Origin of the sequence: Simiduia agarivorans SA1 = DSM 21679 (assembly GCF_000305785.2) — a bacterium.
Classification (GTDB): domain Bacteria; phylum Pseudomonadota; class Gammaproteobacteria; order Pseudomonadales; family Cellvibrionaceae; genus Simiduia; species Simiduia agarivorans.
Map to the genome: position 1 here is coordinate 2,119,795 of NC_018868.3, position 24,261 is coordinate 2,144,055.

The window sequence follows — 24,261 nt, forward strand, 5'->3', positions numbered from 1 at the left end:
TCAATTGCGCCTGAATTCCACACTCAGGTGTGGAATTCGTTCACCTTCTGGCGCAGGTTCTGCACCGCAGAATTGAGCTCGCCGGCAATATCGGCCAGGGTGGTCACATCCTGCGCGGATAAATCCGTGGCATTGCCAAGGCTTGCCACCTCTTCCAGCACCTGATCCACTTTCTGGCTCACGCTATGGATATTGGATTCACCTTTTCGGGTTCGCTGACCCGTGAGCTCCGCCACCTGTTGCATCACATCGCAGGTGGTTACGATCACATCGCTCGCTTCGCGCGAGGACTGACTCAGTTTTTCCAACGAAGCTTTTTGTGAATCCACTTTTTTTCCGGCCGCATCGATCGCGCCGGTAATGGCGGAAATAATCTCGTTAATTTCGGTCAGGCTGTTCTGGGTTGACTGGCTTAAGCCCCGCACTTCATCGGCCACCACAGAGAAACCGCGACCGTGCTCGCCGGCGCGGGCGGCCTCAATGGCGGCGTTGAGCGCGAGCAGGTTGGTCTGATCAGCAATGCCGTTAATCACCGCCAGCACATCTTTTATTTTAAGCGCATTCTCTGATAGCAAGGAAAAGTTATTGGTGATTTCGTTACTGGCGCGCACGTGTTCGTCCACCAGATCTGCCATGGCACTGACGTTCGCGCGCGAACTCTGTAACTGACTGTTGGCATCATTAACGCGTGCATTGGTCTGCTCAGCGCGCTGGCTGATCCCTTGAGTCAATGCCTGCATTTCTTCCATATGCTGGCGCGCGCGATTGACCACCGCCAGTTGGTCCCGAATCCGGGAACGCATGCCCGATGCCGTGTCGTCCAACTGCTGGGCGGCGCCTTCATTCAATTCTGCCACCCGCTTGATATCCACCAACGCGTCGCGGATTTCACTGCGAAATAAATCGATGGTTTGAACCATCTCGGCCATTTCCGCATTGAGTTTGGTGTCGACATTGCAGTCCACCGACAGATCTTTGCGGGCAAAGTGTTTGAAATAATCAGCCACGCTTTGCAACGCGTCCACGCCCCAGCGCTTCTCATCAATATCGTGGATGACAAGCACGCCAATCAGCAAAAACTGGATTACCTGGCTGAGGGTATTGTCGGTAAAAAACAGGGCGTTTACTGCCAGAAGCACCATGCCCACCCAATGGACCAGGCGCATGCGTAAGAATAAGGAGGTCATATGATCGGCTATCCATAAAAAAAACACAGCATTTTTCAGGCTAGCACAGCTTTATATACCTACAAGTGATTATTCAATACCCTTAAATTACGTGTGGGTATAGGCGCAATGATACGCCTATACCTTATTGCTGGCTGCATCAGCGCGCAGCCACTTCTTCTGTGGTTACCAGCGTATCGCGGTTGAATTTTGGTGCCAGATAGCCCACCACCTTCTGTGCTTCGACCATTTCAGCAAAGCTGAGCAAATTCATGTCGTTGCAATTGTAAAAGGTGTGGGCGCGGGTACGATCGATTCCGCGAATACCGTGGTAAAGCGATGTCCGCAGCTGACCAGGCTGGTCGCGCACAATTGCTTTGCACACCCCGCTGGCTTCGTTGTCGGCCACCACAAATACTTTGCCGTTGCGCTCAATCCGGGTATCTGCCTGAACCATCGCGGCAGAGGTTAAAAGTGCGCCACCCAGCGCGGCGGCAATAACCAATACTGATGCATTTTTAATTTTCATGTCGGGTAAACTCCTGTGACTCTCTGTGCTGTTTGTTCGCGAGCTTGCTGCAGTACCTGCCAGCGCCGGCAATTGGCTGCCGGTTGAGATCCAGTATTACAGGCCCGGAAACGAAAAAAAGAGTCCTTCGACAGCCCGCCGAAAAGCCGGGTCAGCCAGCATAAAAACAACAACAGACCGACTTTTTCGGTCAATCGTGTCGCCAAAAAACGCTTATAGAGAGATAAAATGCACTGACGCACGATTAACGGTTGATCGAATCACGCTCATTATTGGCACAGAAATCGCGGTCGACAGACCGACTGAATCGCCAGCGTCGAAGTGAATGGCCGGATCGGCCAATGGAGCAACCCGAGGTGCCACCGGCGGTTATTGATCCGTTTCACTGTGCAACGCCAGGCGATTACCCTCCGAATCGATAATCAACGCGCGGTATCCATGCGGCCCAATGGCGTGAATAGCTTGCTCAACCCGTCCACCCTGCGCTGTCACCGCCGCCTCCGCAGCCCGGATACGACCATTGACATTGAGGTACACCAAGGGGCCGAGCGAACCTACCCGGTCTGGTTGCACGATGAGACACGCGCCATTGCCCTGGCCGTGGTCCAACACCGCAAACGCCACCTCGCCAACGGCTTCCTGATGCACCGGCAGCCCCAATACCTGCTCATAAAAAGCCGATGCGCGGGCAAGGTCTGCCACTGGAATATCCATCCAAACCACACGGTTGTGGTCTTTGTTCATTTCTGCCATGTTTAGCGGCTCCAAACAGATGAGGCGGGTCTATGCAAACTATCCACATTGAACGGATTTTTCCACTGCCACCCGCCGAATTATTCGCAGAACTCACTCACCACGAGCGGTTCGGCGAAATCATGGGCCAGAATATCCTGACGCTGAAGGCCGCTGAGGGAGAAGCCAGCTGCGGCGTGGGCTCTGTCCGACAGATCCCGCTGGGCATTGGACTCACGTTCGAGGAAACCGTTCGCAGTTATGTACCCGGCCAATTGATGGAGTACCAGGTCACGCGCGGCAGCCCGGTGACCGAACATTGGGGCCGGATGGCATTCCACCCCCACCCGCGCGGCTGCCGGTTGCTCTACAGCATCCGGTTTCAACCCCGCATCCCGTTCACCGGAGGGCTGATCGCCGTGGCCTTGCGCCGGGCGCTGACCCGGGGGCTGGACCGCTACCGCGATCGATTGCCATTGCGAGATTAGGCCCGTCACACGTCCCTTATGTGAGAGTTTTTTCCATTCCTCTAACAACAACAGGGAACCCTATGAACACGCTCCTTTCCAAGAGCTTGCCCATTGCACTGCTGGCGGCTGCCATCGCCGGCTGCAATGCGGACAAACCCGCCAACGACGCCGCTCAACCTGCTGCTCTGGTCAGCGGGATAGACAAAGCCAATGCCGATCCGAGCGTACGCGCTCAGGATGACTTCTACCGGCATGTGAACGGCCATTGGCTCGACACCAAAGAAATCCCGGCCGACAAATCCAATTACGGCTCCTTCACCAAACTGGCCGATGAGGCCGAGGTGCAGCTCAGAGCCATTATTGAAGACGCGGCCAAAGCCGGCGCCCAAGCCGGCACCGAAAAACAGAAAGTGGGCGATTTCTTCAACAGCTACATGAACACCGACAAGTTGGAAACACTGGGCACCCAGCCGCTGCAGCCACTGCTGGCGGAAGTGGACGCCATTGCTTCCAAAGACGCGCTGATGACCTGGTTTGGCAACGCTTCCCGTTCCGGCGTGAAAACCCCGGTGGTGTCTTTTATCAACCCCAGGATAAGCGCGACGCCACCCGGTACGCGGTATACACCTACCAAAGCGGCCTGGGGCTGCCCGACCGCGACTACTACTTCAAGGACGATGAAAAAAGCGTCAGCCTGCGCGCAGCTTATAAGGCTCACATTGCCAAGATGCTGACACTGGCCGGGATTGAGGCCGATGCCGAGGCGATTTACGCCATCGAAGAAGCGCTGGCTGAAGGCCATTGGGCCCGGGTAGATAATCGCGACCCGGTAAAAACCTACAACAAAATGCCGCAAGCAGAGCTCAATACCCTGGCAGCGGGCGTGGCCTGGGCCAACTGGACCAAAGCCCTGGGCATCGACGGCGAAGCCGATATCATCGTATACCAGCCGTCCTACCTGACCGCATTCGCTCAGGTCATGGCAGACAAGCCACTGGCAGACTGGAAAGCCTATGCCAAATGGCAGCTCGCGGCCGGTGCGGCGCCTTTGCTGAACAAAGCGCTGGACGACGAAAGCTTTAACTTCAACAAGAAAACCCTGCGCGGCATCGAAGCCCAGCAGGAGCGCTGGAAGCGTGCAGTGCAATTCACCGACGACGTGATTGGCGAGGCGGTTGGCAAAATTTACGTGGAGAAGCATTTTCCGCCGGAAGCCAAGGCGCGCATGGAAACCCTGGTGCAGAATCTGTTGCTGGCCTTTGGCGAGGGCATCGATGGCCTGGAGTGGATGACCCCCGAAACCAAGGTGGCGGCACGCGAAAAGCTGGCCAAGTTCACCTACAAAATTGGCTACCCGGATAAATGGCGCGATTACAGCTCGCTGGAGATCAAAGCTGACGACCTGTTTGGTAACGCCCAGCGCGCAGCGGCATTCGAATACCAGCGCAACCTGGCCAAGCTTGGCGCCCCAATCGATAAAACCGAATGGTACATGACGCCCCAAACCGTTAATGCTTATTACAACCCGGTGGCCAACGAAATCGTATTCCCGGCCGCCATCCTGCAACCACCTTTCTTTAACATGGCGGCGGATGATGCGGTGAATTACGGTGGCATTGGCGCCGTGATCGGCCACGAAATCGGTCACGGTTTTGACGATTCCGGCAGCCAGTACGATGGCGATGGCAATCTGCGCAACTGGTGGACCGATTCCGATCGCACCGAGTTTGAACAGCGCACCACTGCACTGGTGGAGCAGTACAACGCGTTTGAGCCCCTGCCGGGCGAATTTGTCAACGGCAAGTTCACCCTGGGTGAAAACATCGGCGACCTGGGCGGCTTAACCATTGCGCACAAGGCCTATGGTCTGTCCCTGGCTGGCAAGCCGGCGCCGGTGCTGGACGGGCTCACGGGTGACCAGCGTTTCTTCATGGGCTGGGCCCAGGTGTGGGCGCGCAAGTACCGCACTGAAGAGTTATCCCAGCGCTTGGTTACCGACCCCCACTCGCCCAGCGAATACCGTTGTAACGGTATCGTGCGCAATATGCCCGAGTTCTATCAGGCATTTGACGTGAAAGCTGGCGATGGCCTCTATCTGGCGCCCGAGCAGCGGGTCAAGATCTGGTAAGCGCAGCAGACTTTCTGGTCACAAAAAGGGGGGCTTAGCCTCCCTTTTTTATGGTTATACTGTTTGTGCTCAGCAGGAGACTTACACCATGACAAGCATCAGATCCGACCTGGATCGCGCCAAGCGCAAGGCCTATAGCCTGGCGGAAGAAATCGCCAACAGCGTCAGCCACGGTATCGGTGCCGCCCTCAGCGTTGCGGCCCTGACCCTGATGGTGGTGGTATCTGTCGCCAGTGGCGACGGCTGGAAACTGACCAGCGCGCTGGTATACGGCATCAGCCTGGTATTTCTGTTTCTGGCGTCAACCCTGTACCACGCCATCGTGCACGATAAAGTCAAAGGTGTACTGCGCCTGATCGACCACTGCGCCATTTACCTGTTGATTGCCGGTACCTATACCCCCTTCCTGCTGATCAATCTGCGCGGCGCCTGGGGCTGGACATTGTTTGCGGTGATCTGGAGCCTGGCGCTGTTCGGCATTTTCTTTAAGCTGTTTTTCAAGCACCGGTTTCCCAAACTGTCGTTGTTTACTTACATTCTCATGGGCTGGCTGGTGATTGTGGCGTTATCCGAAATGCTGGCCAAAGTCCCGTCCGGGGCCATGTGGCTGCTGCTGGCCGGCGGCCTGGTGTACACACTGGGTGCCGTGTTTTACAAGTGGGAGAAACTGCCATTCAACCATGCCATCTGGCACCTGTTTGTGCTTGGCGGCAGCACCTGCCACTTTTTAGCGGTCTACCTTTACGTCATGTAATCCCGGTGGCGTAAAAGCCAGCGGCATAAAAAAAGGCACCTGCGGGTGCCTTTTTTGTGTGTCGACGCGGTAGTGAATTACTGCGCGGTACGGCGACGCGCGGCAGCCAGCCCCAACAAACCCAGGCCCAGCAAAAACAGGGAGCCCGGCTCAGGCACACTGGAATAACCAATCGCCTCGATGTAACCACCGGGTGCATCGTTCCAGCCGGTGGCGGCAATCGCGTAGTAGCTGTAGCCCGTGTTCAGTCCCGTCATCAAAAACTCGCTGTCGGTAGGCGTTCTCTGAGACAAGCCATTGCTCGCGGGTGCGAACACAGACGAGTAATTAATCCCGTCCAGACTGTAGAAAATATTGAACATGGTGGGATTGCCCGCTTCACTGATCCCGGTATGTTCAGAGTGACCACCATTGAACCAGACCTGGTCCAGAATCACGTCGAAGGAAAAGTTGAAGAACAGGATTTCGTCACCGGCACTGGAGGAATAGACATTCGGCTCCAGATTGTCGGTATCGCGATTAAAGCGGCTGTCATCACCCGCGGTGTAGGCGCCAAGGCCACCGTGCTTGGGATCAACATCCTGATAAACCACGCCACTGACGTTGGGATCAATGTGATTGGTGGTATTGAATCCCGGCTGCGCCAGGTTTTTGTTGGCGGTGGAAATACCCGCGGTGACCACGAAATCACCGAAACCCAGCGCACTGCCATACGCATCGCCACTGGTTTTGACACTGCCGCCGGTACCGGTCAGCACATCACCCGCCTTGGCAACACCGCCGCTGTTATTGTCAAAAATGACCACTGTGGCCTGCGCCAGACCAGTCACAGACGCCAGCGCCACCGCCCCTAACATTTGAGCAAATTTCATAAAAAATCATCCATGTAGAAAGTAAAATCCTGCAAAGCAGAACTAAAGCATCAATTCGTTAGCAATAACCGGACCACATATAGAAAACGCTTAGACATCAAACAGTTAAAGCAATTACAAAGCATTAGATAAAGTCAGAGTGTTAAGTTATCCGACACCCTAAAGCATGAATTTCAGCCCTTGGCCGAATCCATCGGGCCAATGCGTTGAGGCCACCGTAAAACTAACCGACGATCGAAAATCCGGGTAAGGGGCTTTCGTTCCCCTCCGTCATATGGTGTGATTCAAAATTGGCAATTATTTGCTCAGGTGATGTAGTACATATGAACAAGGTTAAACTGTTGGCCGCCACGATAGTGGTAACGGCCACTTTGGGTACGCAGGCCTCTGCCGCCACACCCAATCAGGTCATGCGCATGGATACCAACGCACAAGGACAAGCCCACGGACTGTTCCAGATCCAGGGGCCCATCACCCCCACCTCTCAGGCAGTACAGAAAGCCGCGCGCGAAGGCGCCGCCGACTCGCTGCTGAGCAAGGCCAGGGCGTTTTTCTGGGATCACCAGACAATGCTGGGCGCAGGTGCCGGCGATCTGGTGCTGCACAAGCAAAACACCGATGCCTTTGGCAATCAGCATTTGCGTTTTTACCGCACCCTGGCCGGCATTCCGGTGAAAGACATGGAAGTGCTGGTCCATTTTGACTCCGCCGGCAATATGACCAGCGTCAATGGCGAGATCGTTCAACTGTCGCCAGCGCTGGAAACCCACATGGCCAGCCAGCGCCCGCGCATCAGCGAGGCCGACGCCCTGGCAGCGGTGGCAACGCTGCGCAATACCACGCCCGATCAATTGCGTTTGCTGTCCGCCAAACAATGGCTGTTCAATGAAGCTCCCCACGTGCGTTGGCACCTGGATTTAAACCCCGAGAACGGCATCGACAGATTCAGTTACTGGCTGGATGCGGAAACCGGCGCCCTGATAGACGTGCAGAACACCCTGCGCCATCCCATTCCCTTCCGTCGCTGAGGAAAGCCCCATGCATTACATTTTTTCAAGCGCCGGCCTGCTTTTCGCGGGCGCGCTGCTCGCCGCTGGCGCCGCCCATGCCGATAGCCTGAGCAAAGGCAATATCGCCCAATTCAGTTTTGACGGCACCGCCGGTAACAGCTATGAAATCGGCTTCAATGCGCAGAACACCTGCCCTACCAGTGCCAGTAAAAGCTGCTGCGTATTGCTGGTGAACAATGGCGCCCAGCAACCGACCTCGGGCTCCTTTGAGCAGGCCGTTGCCGCACCAGATACCAGTGTCGCCTCGGTGGTGGTAGACAAGGCCAGCGACGGTAAAATTTCAGCCGCGATTTACGCCATAGAAAACTGCGAGTACACGCCACCCAGCATCGTCGCCATCAGGGCCACGTCAGAGACTCTGCAATTCGGTTCAGGCAATGGCCAACTGGGCGAAAGCTACAGCGCGGTACCCACCACCCAGACCGCTGACGGCGGTGGATTTATGCTGCGCGATATCAGCCGACGCGCCAGCATGGAGGGCATTAATGACAACCCCAACGCCGGCCAGATGAGTGATACCAGCGCCATTACCGCGCGCCGGGTGTTTGGCTATTGGTCTGCCAACGACCTGTTCCTGTCGGACAACCCGAAGGACAGCGATGGCGTTTACAACACCAGCGCCCAATCGGAGCTGCTCGACGCGTTGATGAACTCCGGCAAGGTCTACGACTACTGGCAGTCAGTGCTGGGCTTCAACAGTTTTGACAATAACAGCGCCACCATGGACGCGCTGACCAATGCGCCTTTCCCACCGGCGCCTGCAACTTTCTGTGGCGAAGTCATTCCCGCCGGCTCGCTCTACAACGCGTTCTGGAATGGCTATGAAATTGTCTTCACTCCGCGCGATTTCACCAGCGCCCGTTCCGGCAATTACTACGCCAACAGCCTGGCCGCCGCGCTCGATGTCACCGCGCACGAATGGGGTCATGCCATCTCTGATCGCGCGGTAAATCTCACCTACGCACGCGAGTCCGGTGCACTGAACGAGGCCTACTCGGATTGGATGGGCGTAGCGGTTGAACTGGCCAACGGCGAAGACAACTGGACCATGGGTGAAGGCGTTGCCCTGATACGCGATCTGGCCAATCCGGCGCGATTCGGCGACCCCGATACTTATCAGGGCGAAAACTGGCAGCCCACCGATACCGTGTCCTGTTCTACCCCGGATATCTGTGTGAACGACTACTGCGGTGTTCACACCAACAGCGGTGTGGCCAACAAGATGTTCTACCTGCTCGCTGCCGGTGGCACGCACAACGGCATTGAAGTGCAAGGCATCGGCGCGGATGTTGCGCTGCAGATCGCCACCGATGCGCTGCACAACTACTGGACCTCAAATGTGGATTTTGCCGGCGCCAAGGCGGGCATGATTTCCGCTGCAGCCAACTACGGTGACAATGCGGTTGAACAAACCCGCAAAGCCTGGGAGGCCGTGGGTGTCAGCGAAAGCAAAGCCGACTGCAATGGCGGCACTATTTTCGGCAAAAGCTGTGGCAGTAGCAGCGGCGGTGGCGGTTGTGCGCTGGGCAACCCCGATGGCGATATCGACCCCACGCTGTATTTACTGCTCCTGCTGGCACTGGTGACACTGGTCCGCCGTCGCATTGTCTGAACCAGACGTCCCCGCACCGGCGCCAGACGCTTTACCTTTCTGGCGCCAATCCACCTGGCGCATTTGCACTGTGGTCGGCACCTTGGTGGCGCTGGCCCTCGGTGCCTGGATGCCCGTCTCCCTGACGCCATTCCAGCTGGTGCTGCTGGTCATTCTCTTTCCCCTGCTGGAGGAGATTGTGTTCCGGGGGCTGGTCCAACCCCTGATTGCCCGCCACTGGCGCGCGCGCTGGCAACAGCTGAGTCTGGCCAACATGGCCACATCGGCACTGTTTGCGCTGGCACATGTGGCCAGCCGCGGCCCCTCGCCGCTGACCGTGGGCGTATTCATTCCATCTCTGTTGTTCGGCCACGCAGCAGAGTCCAATCGGGGCAAGCTGGGTGCACCGATTGCCATGCACATGGCCTTCAATGCGGGCTTTTTTTTACCGGGGCTGATCGCGCATTAATTTCATTGGGCAGTGAATTTGAACACGCCGACCGAAGCGTCGGACCGTCGCCATGACTCCTGTCGGCATACGCCGATGTGTCGGACCACGGTTTTTGCTCCTGCAAAACCGGCATTTCTGTCAGTATTGATCGTGAACTGAACTCATTGGGCAGTGAATGTCAGCACGCCGCTCCTGCGCTTCCCTGCGCCCGCGGCATACCGTACATCCTGTACATAAAAAAAGCCCGGGAGTGCCGGGCCAGTGACGAGAGTACTCAAAAAAGTACAAGAGAGAACATAAGGCTTACGCAATAAACGCACCGCCGAAGGCGGGCAAACTCAACTGGCCGGCTGAAAGCTCAGCGCCGGTCAGTCCAGAATCCGGGAGCAAGGCTGATTGATCGGGTACCTGTAAGGTGACCGGCTCAGCCGTGAGGTTAAAGGCCGCCCGCATCACCTGACCATCCGCCATAGACCGCCTGATCAGCAAGCAGCCGTCTGGCGCATCATCAAAGGCAATGTCACCCTGGGTGAGCAGAGGCTGTTGTTTACGCCAGGCCATAAAGTGGCGGAAGAAGTTCAGCATGGAGTGCGGATCCTGGTCCTGCAGGTTCACGGCCAGGGTGCGATGGCTATCGGGCACGGGCAACCACGGCTTCTCTGCACTGAATCCCGCGTGGGGCGCGTCAGACTGCCAGGGCATAGGGGTGCGGCAACCATCGCGGCCTTTGAAATTCGGCCAGAAGGTAATGCCGTAGGGGTCCTGCAGGTCTTCGTAAGCAATATCCGCTTCCACCAGCCCCAGTTCTTCACCCTGGTAGTAACACACACTGCCACGCAGCGCAGCCACCAGTGCGTGCAATGTCTTGCCCAGCGTTGGGTTGAATCCTCCCCCCCAGCGGCTCATCACCCGCACCACATCATGGTTGGATAGCGACCAACAGGGCCAGCCGTCATTGAGGCTGGCTTCCAGGTTTTCGACGGTGGTACGGATATGTCTGGCGCAGAATTCCGGCACCAGCAACTCAAAGCTGTAGGCCATGTGCAGGCGCTTGTTGCCTTCGGTGTATTTGGCCATGGTGGCCAGACTGTCTTCCGAGGAGATCTCACCCAAGGTCACCACACCCGGGTAACGGTCACACAGCGCGCGCAACTGCTCGAGAAACCCGATGTTCTCAGGCAGATCGTTGTTGTAATAGTGGTACTGGAACGCGTAGGGATTATCTTCACTGAAACCGCGCCCCTGACGCTGATCTGCCGGCTTGGCCGGGTTATCGCGCAGGTCTTTGTCGTGGAAACAGAAACTGATGGCATCCAGACGCAAGCCGTCGACGCCACGCTTCAGCCAGAACTCCACTTCAGACAGTATCTGGGCCTGAACCTCGGGGTTATGGAAGTTCAGATCCGGTTGGCTTTTCAGAAAGTTATGCAGATAGTACTGGCCCCGGCGAGGCTCCCATTCCCAACCGCAGCCGCCAAAAATAGACAGCCAGTTGTTGGGCGCCGTGCCATCGGGCTTGGCGTCAGCCCACACGTACCAATCGGCCTTGGGATTATCGCGGCTTTCGCGACTTTCCTGGAACCAGGCGTGCTGGTCGCTGGTATGGCTCAATACCTGGTCAATCATGATCTTGATGTTGCGGTCGTGGGCCTCGGCAATCAGCTCATCCAGATCGCCCAGGCTGCCAAACAGCGGGTCCACGTCGCGGTAATCACTGATGTCGTAACCGAAATCGCGCATGGGCGATTTGAAGAACGGCGAAATCCAGATAGCGTCCACACCCAGCGAGGCGATGTAGTCCAACTTACTGATAATGCCGCGGATATCGCCCACACCATCATTGTTGGCATCCATGAGACTGCGTGGGTACACCTGATAGATCACCGCGCCCCGCCACCAGGGGGCCTGATCCGACACTGAAGACATAAAAACCTCGAAAACCTGACCATACGGCAGCGTTGTCTGTGGTCCTCACAGACCGTCTCAACAACCCGCTGCTCCGTTATTGTTGTACATGGCACAAACATACAGGGCGCTCTCTCGCACCAGCAAGGGACTACATACGTATGCATGGGGTGCGGGCCACTTATCACGCCCGTGCAAGCGATGAATACGTATGTATTGCCGCCCTGAAATTGGCAGCCAAAGCCGCTTTTGTCATAACCTAAACACCGATTGTGATTGTTAGTCCTCTCGTCCTTGAAACCCGCCCATGGCAGCACCTTGCCGGGCGGGCATTTTTTCTTCACCCTCCTGCGATGACCCGACTGACAATCCTGGTTTCAGCGTTTTCGGAGCAACAATGAAAATAATCCGCCCCGCCCTTCTGGCAACTTCCATTGCCCTGGCTGCCTGTGGCAGCAAGGCGCCAAGCACCGCCGCACCCAGTACAACATTGCCGCTGATTGGCACCGACGAACCCTGGGCCTCTGAAGCCATTTACTTCGTGCTCACCGATCGCTTTGTGGACGGTGACAGCAGCAACAACTTTGAAGATCAGGGGCGCGAGATCGGCGACGGGCGCTGGCACAGTTTTCACCGGCACTTCGACGGCCCGAACGGCCGCAGTGCCAACGTAGGCTACATGGGCGGCGATTTCAAAGGTCTGCTCAACCACGCGGATTTCATTACCGACATGGGCTTTACTGCGGTGTGGATGACACCGATTGTGGACAACCCCGACGCCGCTTTTAACGGCGGTGACCCGGTGGGCTACGACCAGTGGGGCGACGGCGGAAAAACCGGCTTTCATGGCTACTGGGGCGTGAATTTCTACGCGCTGGATGAACACCTGCCCTCTGCCGATCTGGATTATCGCCAGCTGAACCGGCAACTGAAAGACACCTACAACCTGAAAACCGTACTCGATATCGTCGGCAATCACGGATCGCCCTCGTACAGCGCTCCCGAGCAGATCAGCAATTTTGGCAAATTGTTCGACGCATCCGGCGCGCTGGTGGCCGACCACCAGAACATCCATCCGGAACAATTGAGCGACGATGAGCCTTTGCATCATTTTTTCAACCGCAAACCGGATGTGGCGCAACTGTCAGACTTCGATGAAAACAACCCGGCTGTCGTGGACTATCTGGTGGGCTCCTACTTGCAATGGATCGACCAGGGTGCCGATGCCATTCGCATCGATACCATCAAACACGTGCCTCACCATTTCTGGAAAACCGTGACCGACCGCATCCGCGCCGAACACCCGGGCTATTTCCTGTTTGGCGAATCGTGGAATTATGACGCCGAATTCATTGCTCAACACACCCTGCCGGAAAACGGTGGCGTGAGCGTACTGGATTTCCCCATGCAACAGGCCATGTTCGCCATGTTCGGACAGGAACAGGCGCCCTACAGCAAAGCGCTGGAGGCCATGTATCTGACAGACGGCCCCTACCACAATGTGTACGAGCTGGTGACCTTCTACGACAACCATGATGTGCAGCGTCTCGACGCCAGCGATGAAGGCTTCATCGATGCCAACAACTTTATTTTTACCAACCGGGGTATTCCGCAGATTTATTACGGCTCGGAAATGGGTTTTGAACGCGGGATGAAAGAGCACCAGGGCTCGCGCAATTATTACGGCGTTGAAAATATCGAAAAGGCGCGCAAGCATCGCATTTTCGCCGAACTGAAAAACATCGCCCACGTCCGCAAAACCACGCCGGCGTTGCAACGGGGGTTACAGCACAACCTGGCCTTCACTCAGGATACCGCGGCCTTCTATCGGGTATTGGACGCCGACGGCATTCAGCAAACCGCGCTGGTGTTGCTCAACAAAGGTGACCAACCACAGGCCCTGTCCGTAAGCCAGGGGCTCGCGCAGGGCGAATGGAAAAATGCCCTCACCGGCGAGACCCTGCAGGTACAAGACAAGTTACAACAAACGCTGGCGCCGCACAGCGTGCAGGTCTGGATCAAACACGGCGCGATCGACGCCGAATTGCGCCAACTGCTGAATTAACCGGATATGCACCGCTTAGGGCCAGATTCTGGCCCATCTTTTTTTACTGGCGGTAAACAAAACTACAATAAGCGATAACAAACCATAGGTCCTTCCTGTATGAGCACAAACAAACAACAACCGGTCTTGCCGTTCTGGCAGGTGTGGAATGTGAGCTTCGGCTTTCTCGGCGTGCAATTCGGCTTTGCCCTGCAAAACGCCAACGTAAGCCGCGTACTGTCCGATCTGGGCGCTGATCTGCACGCACTTTCCCTGTTCTGGCTGGCCGCGCCGGTTATGGGGCTGTTGGTACAACCCATCGTGGGTGCCGCGTCCGATCGCACCTGGAATCGCCTGGGTCGCCGTCGGCCATTTATCCTCGGCGGTGCCATTGCCGCTGCGCTCGGCATGCTGCTGATGCCAAACGCGCCCCTGTTTGTCTCGCTCATGGCACCCATGTTATTTGGTGGCCTGATGCTGGCGCTGATGGACGGCGCCTTTAACGTCACCATGCAACCCTTCCGTGCGCTGGTGGCCGATATGGTGCCGAGCGAGCAACGCACGCTGGGCTACTCCATCCAATCACTGCTGATCAATATCGGCGCCGTGTTTGGTTCAATCCTTCCATTCCTGCTGACCAATGTGATCGGCCTGGATAACGCCTCCAAAGTAGGCGAGGTCGCGCCGTCGGTCACCTGGGCGTTTTACATCGGCGCCACCATTTTATTTGTCAGTGTGCTGTGGACAGTGATCCGCACCAAAGAGTACGCGCCAGACGAATATGCCGCTTACAAGGGGCTTGACGCAGACGCGCTGAAAAAAGCCCAGGCACCCAAGCCGCTGATGGAAAAACTGAAAGGCTTTTTCGCGCTTTTCCCGCAGATGCCCACCACCATGCGCCAACTGGCCATCGTGCAATTTTTCAGCTGGTTCGCCCTGTTTATCATGTGGGTATATACCACACCGGCCATTACCCAATACGTGTGGGGCGTGGAAGCCAAATGGTTTGACCCGGACTACCTGCACAGCGTGGGCGAAATTCCTGCTCACATCGCACAGGCCAAAGGCGCGGCGGGCGATTGGGTCGGCATCCTGTTTGCCGGCTACTCCCTGTTTGCCGCCATCTTTTCGGTTGTGCTTACCCGGTTGGCGCGTCAGTTCGGCCGCAAAGCCATCTACGCGTTTTCGCTCGCGGCCGGTGGCGTGGGTTACATGAGCTTCATGTTATTCCAGGGTGGCGATGCTACCAGCGTAAACCTGGGCGTTACTCAGATTACCGTACCCAGCGGCGCGCTCGGCCTGATGCTGCCCATGATCGGCGTGGGCATTGCCTGGGCCGCCATCCTCGCCATGCCCTATGCGATTCTGTCCGACAGTTTGCCGGCCGATAAAATGGGCGTGTACATGGGCATTTTCAACTTCACTATCGCGGCACCGCAAATTGTGTCCGGTTTGTTTGCCGGCTGGATTCTGCACAGCGTGTTCGACAATCAGGCCATCAACATCATCATGCTGGCCGGCGGTGCCATGCTGGCGGGCGCTGTTTCGGTGATCTTTGTCAAAGAGCCTGAAGCCAGTCGCTGATTGCCTTGGTGCTTACGACGATGCTTACAAAAAAAGCCGCGCAATGCGCGGCTTTTTTATTGGTGTATCGTGGAGTCTGACCCCACGCCAGGATAATGCGTGGCGCAGGCGCTCAGAAACTGCCTGATCGTTTGAACGGGAAAGCGATTGGCCTTGTCTGAGCCTGGCCGGAGCTGATCACCTGGCAGAAAACAGCCATAGCCACTCAACAGGCTGTACCAGGACATGGGCGCGTAAAACCGGTCGTATTGCGGTTGCTTTAACAGCAAGCGCAAGTCGCCGGCCTGATGCCAGGCTTGTAGCAGCGGTGCCAGTGGATCCGATGCAGGCACAGCCGTTGCCGCTTGCCAGTAAGGCGTGTCCCGTCGTGCACTGGCCAGATAGTGCGCCACGATATAATCCCGCACACCGTCAAAATGATCATTCACCCGCTGATTAAATGCTTGTCGCTGGGTATCCGTAAAATCACTCAATTCCCAGGAATCGGCAAACTGCTCAATAGTGGTTTGCACCAGATTGAGTGCGGTGGCCTCAAGCGGCTCGATAAAACCTTGCGATAATCCCAGGGCCAGACAGTTCTTTACCCAGTGGCGTGCGCGCCGCCCCACCCGCATGGTCAGATGCCGGGCGGGCACAGCGTCGGTTACACCCAGGTGGCGGCGCAAGCTTTGCTCGGCTTGCGCCGGCGAACAGAAACGGGAGGAATAGACATAACCGTAGCCGGTTCTGTGGGCGAGGGGAATTTTCCAGATCCAGCCGCAGTCGGCGGCCTCGGCCCGGGTATACACCGGCGCGGGTGATTCGGGCGCCAACCCGATGACCACCGCGCGGTCGTTAAGCAGCTGATCTTCATAACTGACAAAGGGTTCGGCCAATGCCCCCTGCAATAAATGCGCCGAAAATCCGGTGCAGTCTACATACAAATCCGCCACCAGGGTCTCGCCCGAATCGAGCTGTAACCGAGCGATACCGGATGCATCCACCGGCACACCGGTTACCCGCGCACGCGAATGAAGCACACCGCGCGCTGCTGCCTGCTGACTCAGGTAGCCCGCCAGACGGCCGGCATCAAAGTGATAACCATAACCGGTGGCAAAGGGAAACTGCCGGTCGGGTACCGGTACGCGGTTTTCAGCGGCCAGACGGGCATTAATAAAGTAGTCATCGGGATGTGCTTGCACTGCGATACCCAGGCGGCGCATGTCGCAGTTGTAGAGAAATGCGGGCTCGGTGTGCAAATCCAGTGCGCTGTCAAAGGCATGGAAATAATCGGGATAATCTGCCCGACCCGACCAACCGGCAAATCGGATACCGGTTTTATAGGTGGCGCCGGTTGCCGCCATCCACTCGCTTTCCGCAATACCCAGAAAATCAAAATACTTTTTCAGTGCCGGTGTGGAGCCCTCGCCCACACCCACGGTAGGAATATCCGGCGCCTCCACCAGCGTCACGGAAAAATCCCGCCAGATGTGGGCAAACAACACTGCCGCCATCCAGCCCGCGGTGCCGCCGCCAACGATTGCGATGTGTTTCATCAGACGGGCCCTTGCCGTTGCGAAAAAGTGTGCCTATCAGCGTATCACACAAATAAAAAGGCCCCGCCAGAACAGAACGGGGCCGACGAGCAAACTACCTGATCAGAAGGAGTAATTCACACCCAGATAGTATTGGCGACCAAAATAAGAGATGGTGCCGGTTGCATCCTTGGAGCCGAAATAACCCACGTTGGGTTCATCGGTCAGGTTATTGATGGAGAACACCAGGTCCATACCGAAATCGAATTTGTAGCTGGCCTGATAGTCCCACACGGTAGAAGCATGGCGAATCGTTGGATTCACATTAATGCCCACCACCTCGTCGGTGCGGGTACTCTGATACACGCCAGACAACCGGGTTTCGAAATTCTCAAACGTATAGAACAGCATCAGATTGCCGGAATGTGGTGACAAGCCAGGGAAGTCAGTGACTGCACCCGGTTCATCAGTAAAGATGCTGGGCGTGGTGATTTCACTGTCAACATAGGCGTAACCGGCACTCAACCCCAGCCCATCAAAGGGTGCGGGCAACATGGAGAAGGTTTGTGTGTATGCCAGTTCGGCACCACGGATATAACCACCTTCGTCATTGTTGGTCGCCAACGTGTAGTCGCCTTGTACAACGGGCACTTCACGGGGTAGCTCGCCAGGCGTTTCAATATAGAGGTAATCAGGCCGTGGAATACCCGCGTCCAGATAGGCTTCGACAAAGAAATCCTGGTAGGTCACCGTTTGAATACGGTTTTTGACATCTTTGTTATAAACCGCGACCACAACCGCGCCATCACCGTCTTCAAAATAGTGTTCGTAAGACAGATCCACTTGGTCGGCCTCAAATGGTCTGAGGAACGGGTTACTGCCCTGATTCAAATCATAACGGGCCAAACCAGAGCTGGGGGCCGTTTCTGACACAGAACCATTTTTCACATTGGCCAATTGTGCGATGGGGGCACGCGACATCACTTTGGCAAAGCTGAAACGGAGGTTGTCATTCTCGGTTAACGCGTAATTGAGGTTCAGGCTCGGCAGCACTTTGCGGTATTTCTCGCCAGCCCGCTCAATTTTCAGATCCTGGCCGTAATCCAGATTCGATTCACCCAGTTCGTCCAATACCACATCAGACGGTTGCAGCGGATCAGCGGTCAGCTCCAACGGAATAAGTCCGGTGGAGTACTGTTCGGTATCCACTATGCGTACGCCAACGTTACCGGTAAGTGCTTTACCTGCGACTTCCATATCCAGATTCGCCATCAGGTATAGCGCTTTAACGTCCTCTTCCACATCGGCTCGCTCACGCATAGACCAGGAGCGGTTTTCACCCCAGCGCGCTTTTGGCGTTATGTCCCGGGGATTGCCATTTTTATCCAGAACCAGCCCGGCGGCGACAGCACGATCAAAAATGGCCTGGGAATTTACCGCAGGAAATGCCGGGAAATGCGCAAATTCTCCGGCCCAGCTCACAGACTCTACATCAGCGGGGAGAATGGCCAGGCTCAAATCTGTGGCGTATTCACCGGTGCCATTGCCATCGTATACAAATACCTGCCGCGATTGATGATACCTGCGCTCAGACACGCGAACGCCGGCTTCCAGCGACACCACTGGCCCCCAATCCACATCGAGCTTGCCGTCCAGCCGCAATGCATCCGACCGATCATCACTCAGGTGTGGATAGACTTCATAACTGGTCAGGCGCAAGCGATCCAAATCGGTGTAATCTGAATTGAACGCGACATTGGGAATAGTAAGGCCATCATTCTGCCAGACAAGCTGTTGATCGCCGTCGCGCTCCCAGGAGATATTGCCGTTGCCGTCATCAACCGCATTGTAAAGGTGAGAGCGTGAAATACCGTCGGTTTCAAAGGCCTCAGATTCCGAGTGGGCATAGTCCAGCGACACCTGCCAACCTTCCCCACGGTACTCCAGATTGAGACCGCCGGACAGTATTTCGGCTGACTCAGACGAGTCATCATTGATAACCTGGAAATTGATCCGCTCCGGTGTTGCCGGGTTGGTAGCAACCACACCACCAGTCACGATATCGCCCTGAGAAATGATATTACTCAGCTCACCATCGCGGAAATTATTGACCCGGAATCCACTGGCGAACGTAGTGGTATCAAATTTGGAATAAAACAAATCACCTTTCGCCGTGAAGTTATCCGTCGGTTCAAACACCAGGGTTCCTACAAAGCCATCGCGCTCATCAACGCCACCGTTTTGCTGGAACTCGAAGCCTTCACTCAGGCGCTTTCCATCCGCTGCATGACCGGGATCCTCATACAATGAATAGGTCAGGCCGATCGATTCAGTGGCGGCATTAGCTTGTTTCAGATGCGCATACCCGAGCCCGACACCCAGCGTATCGTCCAGAAACTTGCCCATGTATGACAGGGTAAAGCGGTTACCAAACGCATCGGCGTCCACAACATCGTCAGCGCGATCATTGTAAGAGCCGCGCAAACTGACAAAGGTTTTGTGTGTTTCGGCATTGTCCAGAGGATTGGCGGTACGCATATCCACTGTACCCGCCACACCGCCTTCGATCAGCGAGGCTTTGGGAGACTTATACACTGCAACGGTCGACAGCAACTCTGATGGATACTGACTAAAATCAATTTCACGTGTACCGCGGGTGTCCGTGGTCACCTGTTCGCGACCATTCATGGTAGAAAAGACGAAACCCGCGCCCATGCCTCGCAACTGAATCCGGCCCGCCTGGCCGCCGGTGCGGTCAAAGGTCACGCCGGGTAAACGCGCCAGTGAATCGGCGATGGACATATCGGGCAGACCGCCCATATCGGCCGCAGAGATTGCTTCCACAATGGTATCCGCGTCGCGCTTGATATCGAGCGCATTCTGAATCGAGCGGCGGATACCCACCACCTCAATTTCTTCTAAGGTTTCCAGTGCTTCCTGATCGTTTTCCTGAGCGGTGGTCAGCTGACCGCCCGCCAATAGAGCCGCGCCAATTAACAGCGCCAGCGGCTTCTTACTGAATGTTTTCATTGGTGTTTCCTCAAATTATTGTTTACACCGTTCGGGGCCGGCACAAGGCCGGCCCGGCAGCCCATTAAGGGGCCACAGTAATTGTCATCAGCGGATCACCAAAGTTGGCATCCAGGGTAAATCGCAAGCTTGTGTCAGCACCCACCTGCAAGGTGGAGTTGCTTTGACCCGCGCCGGGGATAAAGGCTGTGGGCTGATACAGTTTTACCGAGCCATTGGCCGTGCGATCCACCGTGCTCCAGTCGGCACTCGCCACCTTCCACTCATAGCCGCCTGCGGTGAGCGCAATGTCGACCTGATACACGTTGGTGGCGATTTCTGTCATCTGATCATCTTCACTCCAGCCGTTCATCGAACCGCGCACAAACACCGGCACGGTAAAGCGGGCGGCTGGCACCAGATGCAGCGTGGGCTTTTGTGAATCACGGGTATCCAGTGTGAAGGTGTAATCACCCGCATCGGCAATGGCCAACTTCAGGTTGCCCGGATTGCCCGCCACTTCGATGCGCAGGCTGGACGCCACGGCGATGGTGTCACCGGCTTCACCGGCACCAATGTTCGGCGCACTCCAGCTACTGTCGGCAATCTTGAACTCGTAATTACCCGCCGCCAGATTGAAGCTGACGCGGTACAAGCCTTTGCCGACGTACACCATTTCATCCACGTCGCCCCAGCCGTTCATACCGCCTTTCAGGAAGATGGCATTGTCGTAGACGTCACCTTTAGTCACGGTCAGTACGGGCGCCTCTGAGTTAGTCGCCACAATGGTGAAGCGGTATTCAGCCGTTTCTGTTGGCGTAAAACTCAGATTATCGTTGGTGCGGGCGAGGGTTTTTGCGACGCCCAACTGGACTGCGCTTTCACCCGCATTCTGTGCACCAAAGTTCACTGTGCCCCAATCTTCAGAGGCAAACTTGAAGCTGTAGCTGGTACCCGCGGTCAGGTTGGCAAACACAGTAAAGCTGCCATCGCCGTTGTAGATGAACGGATCGTTGGTGGACCATCCATTCATATCGCCACGCAAATAGGGCGTTGCGGTATAGGGATTTTCTATGGTCCCCGCCGCCGGCACGGTGGCATCCGCCGCCAGGCCTTCGCCCTGCGCGCCCGCCTGGGTTTTCACAAATACCGCAGTGGTGTAGGCCGGTACAGTGAAGGTACCGTAGGTAACATTTTCACCGTCTTCATCGCGCACTTCTTCGCTGAAGCTCGCGCTGCGTACAACGGCATCAGCGCTGGCCGCCTGCACCGGGTGCAGGCTGAAACCACTGGCCGTGCGAACGGCAATGGATTTTTCCGAGCCATTACCGTTGAACACCACCATCAGGGCATCGGCGTTGGCATCCAGATCGGTCAGCCCAAGGCCGTCATCAATGCTCATGGCAATGATGCCTTTGATCTGCTGACTGCCGGTATTGTGGAAGCCCACCCGGTCGCTCACATCCTGCGCCGTGGCCAGACTGAATAACGGCGAGCCTTGGGCAATGCGCAGGAATTCATTGAACACGTCGCTGGCCAGCTGTATATCCGCCGCCACCGGCTTGGTGCTCATGTTATTGAACTGGCTGATGATCCATTCTTCGCTGGTGTCACCGCGATCCAATGGCATGCCGATGGCCCAGTTGTTGGTGTTCTGCGTGAAGTCCACGTAGTTATACCAATCACCGGCGTCATAGGTGTTGCGATCCATAGATTTGGAACGCAACAGATCGGAACCCATGTGGAAGAAGGGCACGCCCTGGCTCAGCATATTCATGGAGAGCGTCAGGTTCTGGATGCGTGCGCGATCAGCCGCGCTCATATCCACCGATACCGCACCTTCTTTCTGGATCATGTCCCACAAGGTTTCGTTATCGTGCTTGGACACGTAGTTCACGCTTTCCTGCGGATCCTCGGTATAAGCACCGATGGTGTCGGCCGTGACCTTTTCGCTGGCGGCGTTATAGATTTCGTAAGACTTCAGGTTACCCGCCAGACCGATACGGATACGGTCAACGTTTTCACCTTTGATCAGTGCAAGATAACGCATGGGATCGCGCATGCGATCGTTAAACGTACCCACGCCGGTGCCGGCCATGTTGAACTGTTCTGCGCGCTCGAAAATCGCATCGCCCTCAGAACTGCCACCCATGTTCCAGCCTTCGCCGTAGAAATAGGTATCCGGATTCACTGCCTGCACTGCGGCCAGTGAATCAACCACCAATTGCTTGGGCAGGAATGTCATCAGGTCAAAACGGAAATCGTTGTAGCCGTATTGGGTTGCCCAATGCAGCAAACTGTCTTTGACAAACTTACCGAACATCACGTTCTCAGGCGCGGTATCGTTACAGCAGGAAACTGTCTCGATGGCACCACTCACCGGATCGCGGCGGTAGTAGTAGCCCGGCACCAGTTTGTCGAAGGTAGACGAGGCGTAAATCAGACCGGCGCCACTGGTGTGGTTGTACACCACATCCATCACCGTGCGCAGCCCCATGGCATTGAGCGCCTGGTTCATGGCGCGCAACTCTTTGATACGCGCGATGCCATCCGCATCGGAGGCATAAGAACCTTCCGGCACGTTGTACAACACGGGGTCGTAGCCCCAGTTAAAGCCATCGTAACCCCGCAGGGATTCCACCAGATCGCGGGCCGCATTGGTGGTGGGATCGTAGCTTTGCAGCACAGACAAAATCGTTGCTGTATCCGACTCCACGCCACACACGGGCGCCGATGGCTCCACATTGCACAGTTTGGCCACCGTGTCGGTCACGTCTACGCGCGCGGCTTCCACTTCATCAATGGTACCGATGTCCGCCGTTGGCAGCGCGTGGAAATGGGTCAGGCCCGAGGCTTTCAGCTCAGCCAGGTGCTGCATGGGTACCGAACCGGATTCGGTGAATGCCAGGTATTTGCCGCGATTGGCGGCGCTGGTGGACGCATCCAGAATAGAAAAATCGCGCACGTGGCCTTCGTAAATAACCGCGGCTTCCGGGTTGGCAATCATGGGCGTCGCCACAGTACCCCAACCGTCGGGTTGGGTATCGGCGTCATCCAGGTTTACAAATTGTGAATAGTGCGCACGCTCGGCCGCGCCCACTGAGTAGGGATCGGTGGATTCTACGGTGGCGACCAGATCATTTTCGCGGTCATATACACTCGCAGAAAAACGGTAGAACCGACGATCCAGGCGCTCTATGCTGTCGGTGTAGGACCAGATACCGGTGGCGCTATCCAACGTCATGTCCACGGTATCCAGCAAACGCTTGGGCGATGCATCGTTGAAGACTTTCAAACGCACATTGTGCGCGGTGGGAGCCCACACCGATACGGTGATATTGCCACCCTCATAAACCACACCCAGATCCGCTTCGTCGGCATCGTTGTCGCCCATGGTGTAGAGCGCATCCAGCAAGCGCGCCGACTGCACCTCGGTGCCAATCAGATTGCCACCGGCATCGGTGCCGGTTACCCAGATCTGACCTTTGGTGGCAGTTTTAACCTGTTCGGCGCTCAGCCCTTCCACGGAAAACGCAGCCCAGTTGGCCAGATGAGGCACGCGCGCTGCTTGCTCTGACGTAAGCGTTGTAGGCGCAAGCGTTGCTGACAAGGTGCTGTTGATGATGTTGCCTTCGGCATCCTGATCCAGACCACCGGTTTCGGCCGCAAACAGACCATCGGCACTGCCATCGGTATTCCACACCAGTGTGGTGGCATCAATCCAGTGTGCCGCGGCATTGCGCATGGCACGTGCAGGCGGCTCAGCAGCCTCACACACATCGTTAATGCAAATTGGCAAACCCATACTCACGCGTGACGTGCGCAGATCGTCGTTGGCAATCACAAACGCCATGCGGGCAAATTTGGTGTTGCCACTCAGCGACAAAGAGTAATCATTGGTCTGGTTGTCGCCGGCGGTGTTATGCACAATCCAGTTGCCGCAGGTAGATGCATCCTGAATGTTCAACACCCAATAAGCACCGTAGATGGGATCAACACCAGCGCCATTCACGGAGGGACCATCAGGCCAGTTGGTTGGCGCGGTATCGGTAGCGGTAACCTGCGAAGCCCAGCCGCCAGTGCAACCTGAATTCCAGAGATGCAAAACCCAATCGCCATAAGCCTGATCGATGTGCTGACGGTTAAAGTAGATCACCGCCTCATCCGCTGCAGGGAAGTACAGCGGATCCGGTCCGGCAAAGGGTGCATCCACGCACATCGCGCCGTCATCATCCGGCACCTGGCCATCCGGGCACACCAAAGGCCGTTCCACACACATGGTGCCAGCATCATTGGGAATTAGATTATTGGAACAGGTCAGCAATTCGCTTTGATCGCCGGACACATCCGTTTTACACCCGGCCATAGCCAGCAGTGCAACGGTGAGTGCCGACAATCCCAGCAATCGGCGGGACTGGGACATGGTTTTCTCCGTGTAATGT

General features: G+C 56.3%; 17 protein-coding genes. 9 read left to right on the top strand and 8 right to left on the bottom strand.

All coding sequences use genetic code 11. The features are described from left to right. Window positions 1-23: 23 nt before the first annotated feature. The 3 genes from M5M_RS09470 to M5M_RS09480 all read right to left on the bottom strand — a co-directional run bounded on the left by M5M_RS09470 (window position 24) and on the right by M5M_RS09480 (window position 2,448). Window positions 24-1,187, bottom strand: coding sequence for a methyl-accepting chemotaxis protein (locus M5M_RS09470; RefSeq protein ID WP_015047266.1), 1,164 nt, complete (start codon window positions 1,185-1,187; stop codon window positions 24-26). Between the two features lie 139 nt (window positions 1,188-1,326). After that, on the bottom strand, window positions 1,327-1,695 hold the full coding sequence (locus M5M_RS09475; protein ID WP_015047267.1) for a DUF3718 domain-containing protein: 369 nt from the start codon (window positions 1,693-1,695) through the stop codon (window positions 1,327-1,329). Between the two features lie 369 nt (window positions 1,696-2,064). Then, window positions 2,065-2,448, bottom strand: a complete 384-nt coding sequence (locus M5M_RS09480; protein WP_015047268.1) for a VOC family protein — start codon at window positions 2,446-2,448, stop codon at window positions 2,065-2,067. A gap of 32 nt (window positions 2,449-2,480) precedes the next feature. On the opposite strand from M5M_RS09480, the gene M5M_RS09485 reads away from it, so the two are divergent. From M5M_RS09485 to trhA, 4 genes are all read left to right on the top strand, one after another. Then, complete coding sequence (locus tag M5M_RS09485) at window positions 2,481-2,915, top strand: SRPBCC family protein (RefSeq protein WP_015047269.1); 435 nt, start codon at window positions 2,481-2,483, stop codon at window positions 2,913-2,915. Between the two features lie 62 nt (window positions 2,916-2,977). Further along, window positions 2,978-3,631: a M13 family metallopeptidase gene (locus tag M5M_RS20980; RefSeq protein ID WP_016389327.1), complete on the top strand. Its 654-nt coding sequence runs from the start codon at window positions 2,978-2,980 to the stop codon at window positions 3,629-3,631. Continuing rightward, complete coding sequence (locus M5M_RS20985; protein ID WP_276324570.1) at window positions 3,538-5,025, top strand: M13 family metallopeptidase; 1,488 nt, start codon at window positions 3,538-3,540, stop codon at window positions 5,023-5,025. The genes M5M_RS20980 and M5M_RS20985 overlap by 94 nt, the downstream gene beginning before the upstream one ends. Window positions 5,026-5,113: 88 nt before the next feature. Further along, window positions 5,114-5,779 (top strand): PAQR family membrane homeostasis protein TrhA, encoded by a 666-nt coding sequence (trhA, locus tag M5M_RS09495; protein ID WP_015047270.1) that lies wholly within the window; start codon window positions 5,114-5,116, stop codon window positions 5,777-5,779. A 77-nt stretch (window positions 5,780-5,856) separates the two neighbouring features. Here the strand turns inward: trhA and M5M_RS20745 are convergent, their stop codons facing one another. Continuing rightward, window positions 5,857-6,651, bottom strand: a complete 795-nt coding sequence (locus M5M_RS20745; RefSeq protein ID WP_015047271.1) for a PEP-CTERM sorting domain-containing protein — start codon at window positions 6,649-6,651, stop codon at window positions 5,857-5,859. A gap of 323 nt (window positions 6,652-6,974) precedes the next feature. Between M5M_RS20745 and M5M_RS09505 the strand changes: the two genes are divergently transcribed. The 3 genes from M5M_RS09505 to mrtJ are packed head-to-tail and all read left to right on the top strand — an operon-like array spanning window position 6,975 to window position 9,781. Continuing rightward, window positions 6,975-7,679, top strand: a complete 705-nt coding sequence (locus M5M_RS09505) for a zinc metalloproteinase aureolysin (protein ID WP_015047272.1) — start codon at window positions 6,975-6,977, stop codon at window positions 7,677-7,679. A 10-nt stretch (window positions 7,680-7,689) separates the two neighbouring features. Continuing rightward, a complete protein-coding gene (locus M5M_RS09510) occupies window positions 7,690-9,333 on the top strand; it encodes a M4 family metallopeptidase (RefSeq protein ID WP_015047273.1) in 1,644 nt (547 codons plus the stop codon). Next, window positions 9,326-9,781: a JDVT-CTERM system glutamic-type intramembrane protease MrtJ gene (gene mrtJ / locus M5M_RS09515; RefSeq protein WP_144062425.1), complete on the top strand. Its 456-nt coding sequence runs from the start codon at window positions 9,326-9,328 to the stop codon at window positions 9,779-9,781. Before M5M_RS09510 ends, mrtJ begins: the two co-directional genes overlap by 8 nt. A 285-nt stretch (window positions 9,782-10,066) precedes the next feature. On the opposite strand, the gene M5M_RS09520 is transcribed toward mrtJ, so the two are convergent. Beyond that, a complete protein-coding gene (locus tag M5M_RS09520) occupies window positions 10,067-11,689 on the bottom strand; it encodes an alpha-amylase family glycosyl hydrolase (protein ID WP_015047275.1) in 1,623 nt (540 codons plus the stop codon). 376 nt (window positions 11,690-12,065) lie between these two features. Here M5M_RS09520 and M5M_RS09525 point away from each other — a divergent pair, with 376 nt between their 5' ends. Further along, window positions 12,066-13,733: an alpha-amylase family glycosyl hydrolase gene (locus M5M_RS09525; protein WP_015047276.1), complete on the top strand. Its 1,668-nt coding sequence runs from the start codon at window positions 12,066-12,068 to the stop codon at window positions 13,731-13,733. Between the two features lie 99 nt (window positions 13,734-13,832). Then, the gene (locus tag M5M_RS09530; RefSeq protein WP_015047277.1) at window positions 13,833-15,296 is read left to right on the top strand and encodes an MFS transporter; all 1,464 of its coding nucleotides are present in this window, start codon (window positions 13,833-13,835) and stop codon (window positions 15,294-15,296) included. A 56-nt stretch (window positions 15,297-15,352) separates the two neighbouring features. On the opposite strand, the gene M5M_RS09535 is transcribed toward M5M_RS09530, so the two are convergent. The 3 genes from M5M_RS09535 to M5M_RS09545 form a co-directional block, all read right to left on the bottom strand. Then, window positions 15,353-16,831 (bottom strand): tryptophan halogenase family protein, encoded by a 1,479-nt coding sequence (locus tag M5M_RS09535; protein ID WP_015047278.1) that lies wholly within the window; start codon window positions 16,829-16,831, stop codon window positions 15,353-15,355. Window positions 16,832-16,933: 102 nt separating this feature from the next. Continuing rightward, window positions 16,934-19,840: a TonB-dependent receptor gene (locus M5M_RS09540; RefSeq protein WP_015047279.1), complete on the bottom strand. Its 2,907-nt coding sequence runs from the start codon at window positions 19,838-19,840 to the stop codon at window positions 16,934-16,936. 64 nt (window positions 19,841-19,904) lie between these two features. Beyond that, on the bottom strand, window positions 19,905-24,242 hold the full coding sequence (locus M5M_RS09545) for an alpha-1,6-glucosidase domain-containing protein (RefSeq protein ID WP_015047280.1): 4,338 nt from the start codon (window positions 24,240-24,242) through the stop codon (window positions 19,905-19,907). Window positions 24,243-24,261 lie beyond the last annotated feature (19 nt).

Bases quoted from the DNA above. Each gene is read 5' to 3' on its own strand.
- M5M_RS09470 (WP_015047266.1), bottom strand. From the start codon at position 1,187: ATGACCTCCTTATTCTTACGCATGCGCCTGGTCCATTGGGTGGGCATG.
- M5M_RS09475 (WP_015047267.1), bottom strand. From the start codon at position 1,695: ATGAAAATTAAAAATGCATCAGTATTGGTTATTGCCGCCGCGCTGGGT.
- M5M_RS20980 (WP_016389327.1), top strand. From the start codon at position 2,978: ATGAACACGCTCCTTTCCAAGAGCTTGCCCATTGCACTGCTGGCGGCT.
- M5M_RS09520 (WP_015047275.1), bottom strand. From the start codon at position 11,689: ATGTCTTCAGTGTCGGATCAGGCCCCCTGGTGGCGGGGCGCGGTGATC.
- M5M_RS09545 (WP_015047280.1), bottom strand. From the start codon at position 24,242: ATGTCCCAGTCCCGCCGATTGCTGGGATTGTCGGCACTCACCGTTGCA.
- M5M_RS20745 (WP_015047271.1), bottom strand. From the start codon at position 6,651: ATGAAATTTGCTCAAATGTTAGGGGCGGTGGCGCTGGCGTCTGTGACT.
- M5M_RS09480 (WP_015047268.1), bottom strand. From the start codon at position 2,448: ATGGCAGAAATGAACAAAGACCACAACCGTGTGGTTTGGATGGATATT.
- M5M_RS09485 (WP_015047269.1), top strand. From the start codon at position 2,481: ATGCAAACTATCCACATTGAACGGATTTTTCCACTGCCACCCGCCGAA.
- trhA (WP_015047270.1), top strand. From the start codon at position 5,114: ATGACAAGCATCAGATCCGACCTGGATCGCGCCAAGCGCAAGGCCTAT.
- M5M_RS09510 (WP_015047273.1), top strand. From the start codon at position 7,690: ATGCATTACATTTTTTCAAGCGCCGGCCTGCTTTTCGCGGGCGCGCTG.
- M5M_RS09505 (WP_015047272.1), top strand. From the start codon at position 6,975: ATGAACAAGGTTAAACTGTTGGCCGCCACGATAGTGGTAACGGCCACT.
- M5M_RS09535 (WP_015047278.1), bottom strand. From the start codon at position 16,831: ATGAAACACATCGCAATCGTTGGCGGCGGCACCGCGGGCTGGATGGCG.
- M5M_RS09530 (WP_015047277.1), top strand. From the start codon at position 13,833: ATGAGCACAAACAAACAACAACCGGTCTTGCCGTTCTGGCAGGTGTGG.
- M5M_RS09540 (WP_015047279.1), bottom strand. From the start codon at position 19,840: ATGAAAACATTCAGTAAGAAGCCGCTGGCGCTGTTAATTGGCGCGGCT.
- M5M_RS09525 (WP_015047276.1), top strand. From the start codon at position 12,066: ATGAAAATAATCCGCCCCGCCCTTCTGGCAACTTCCATTGCCCTGGCT.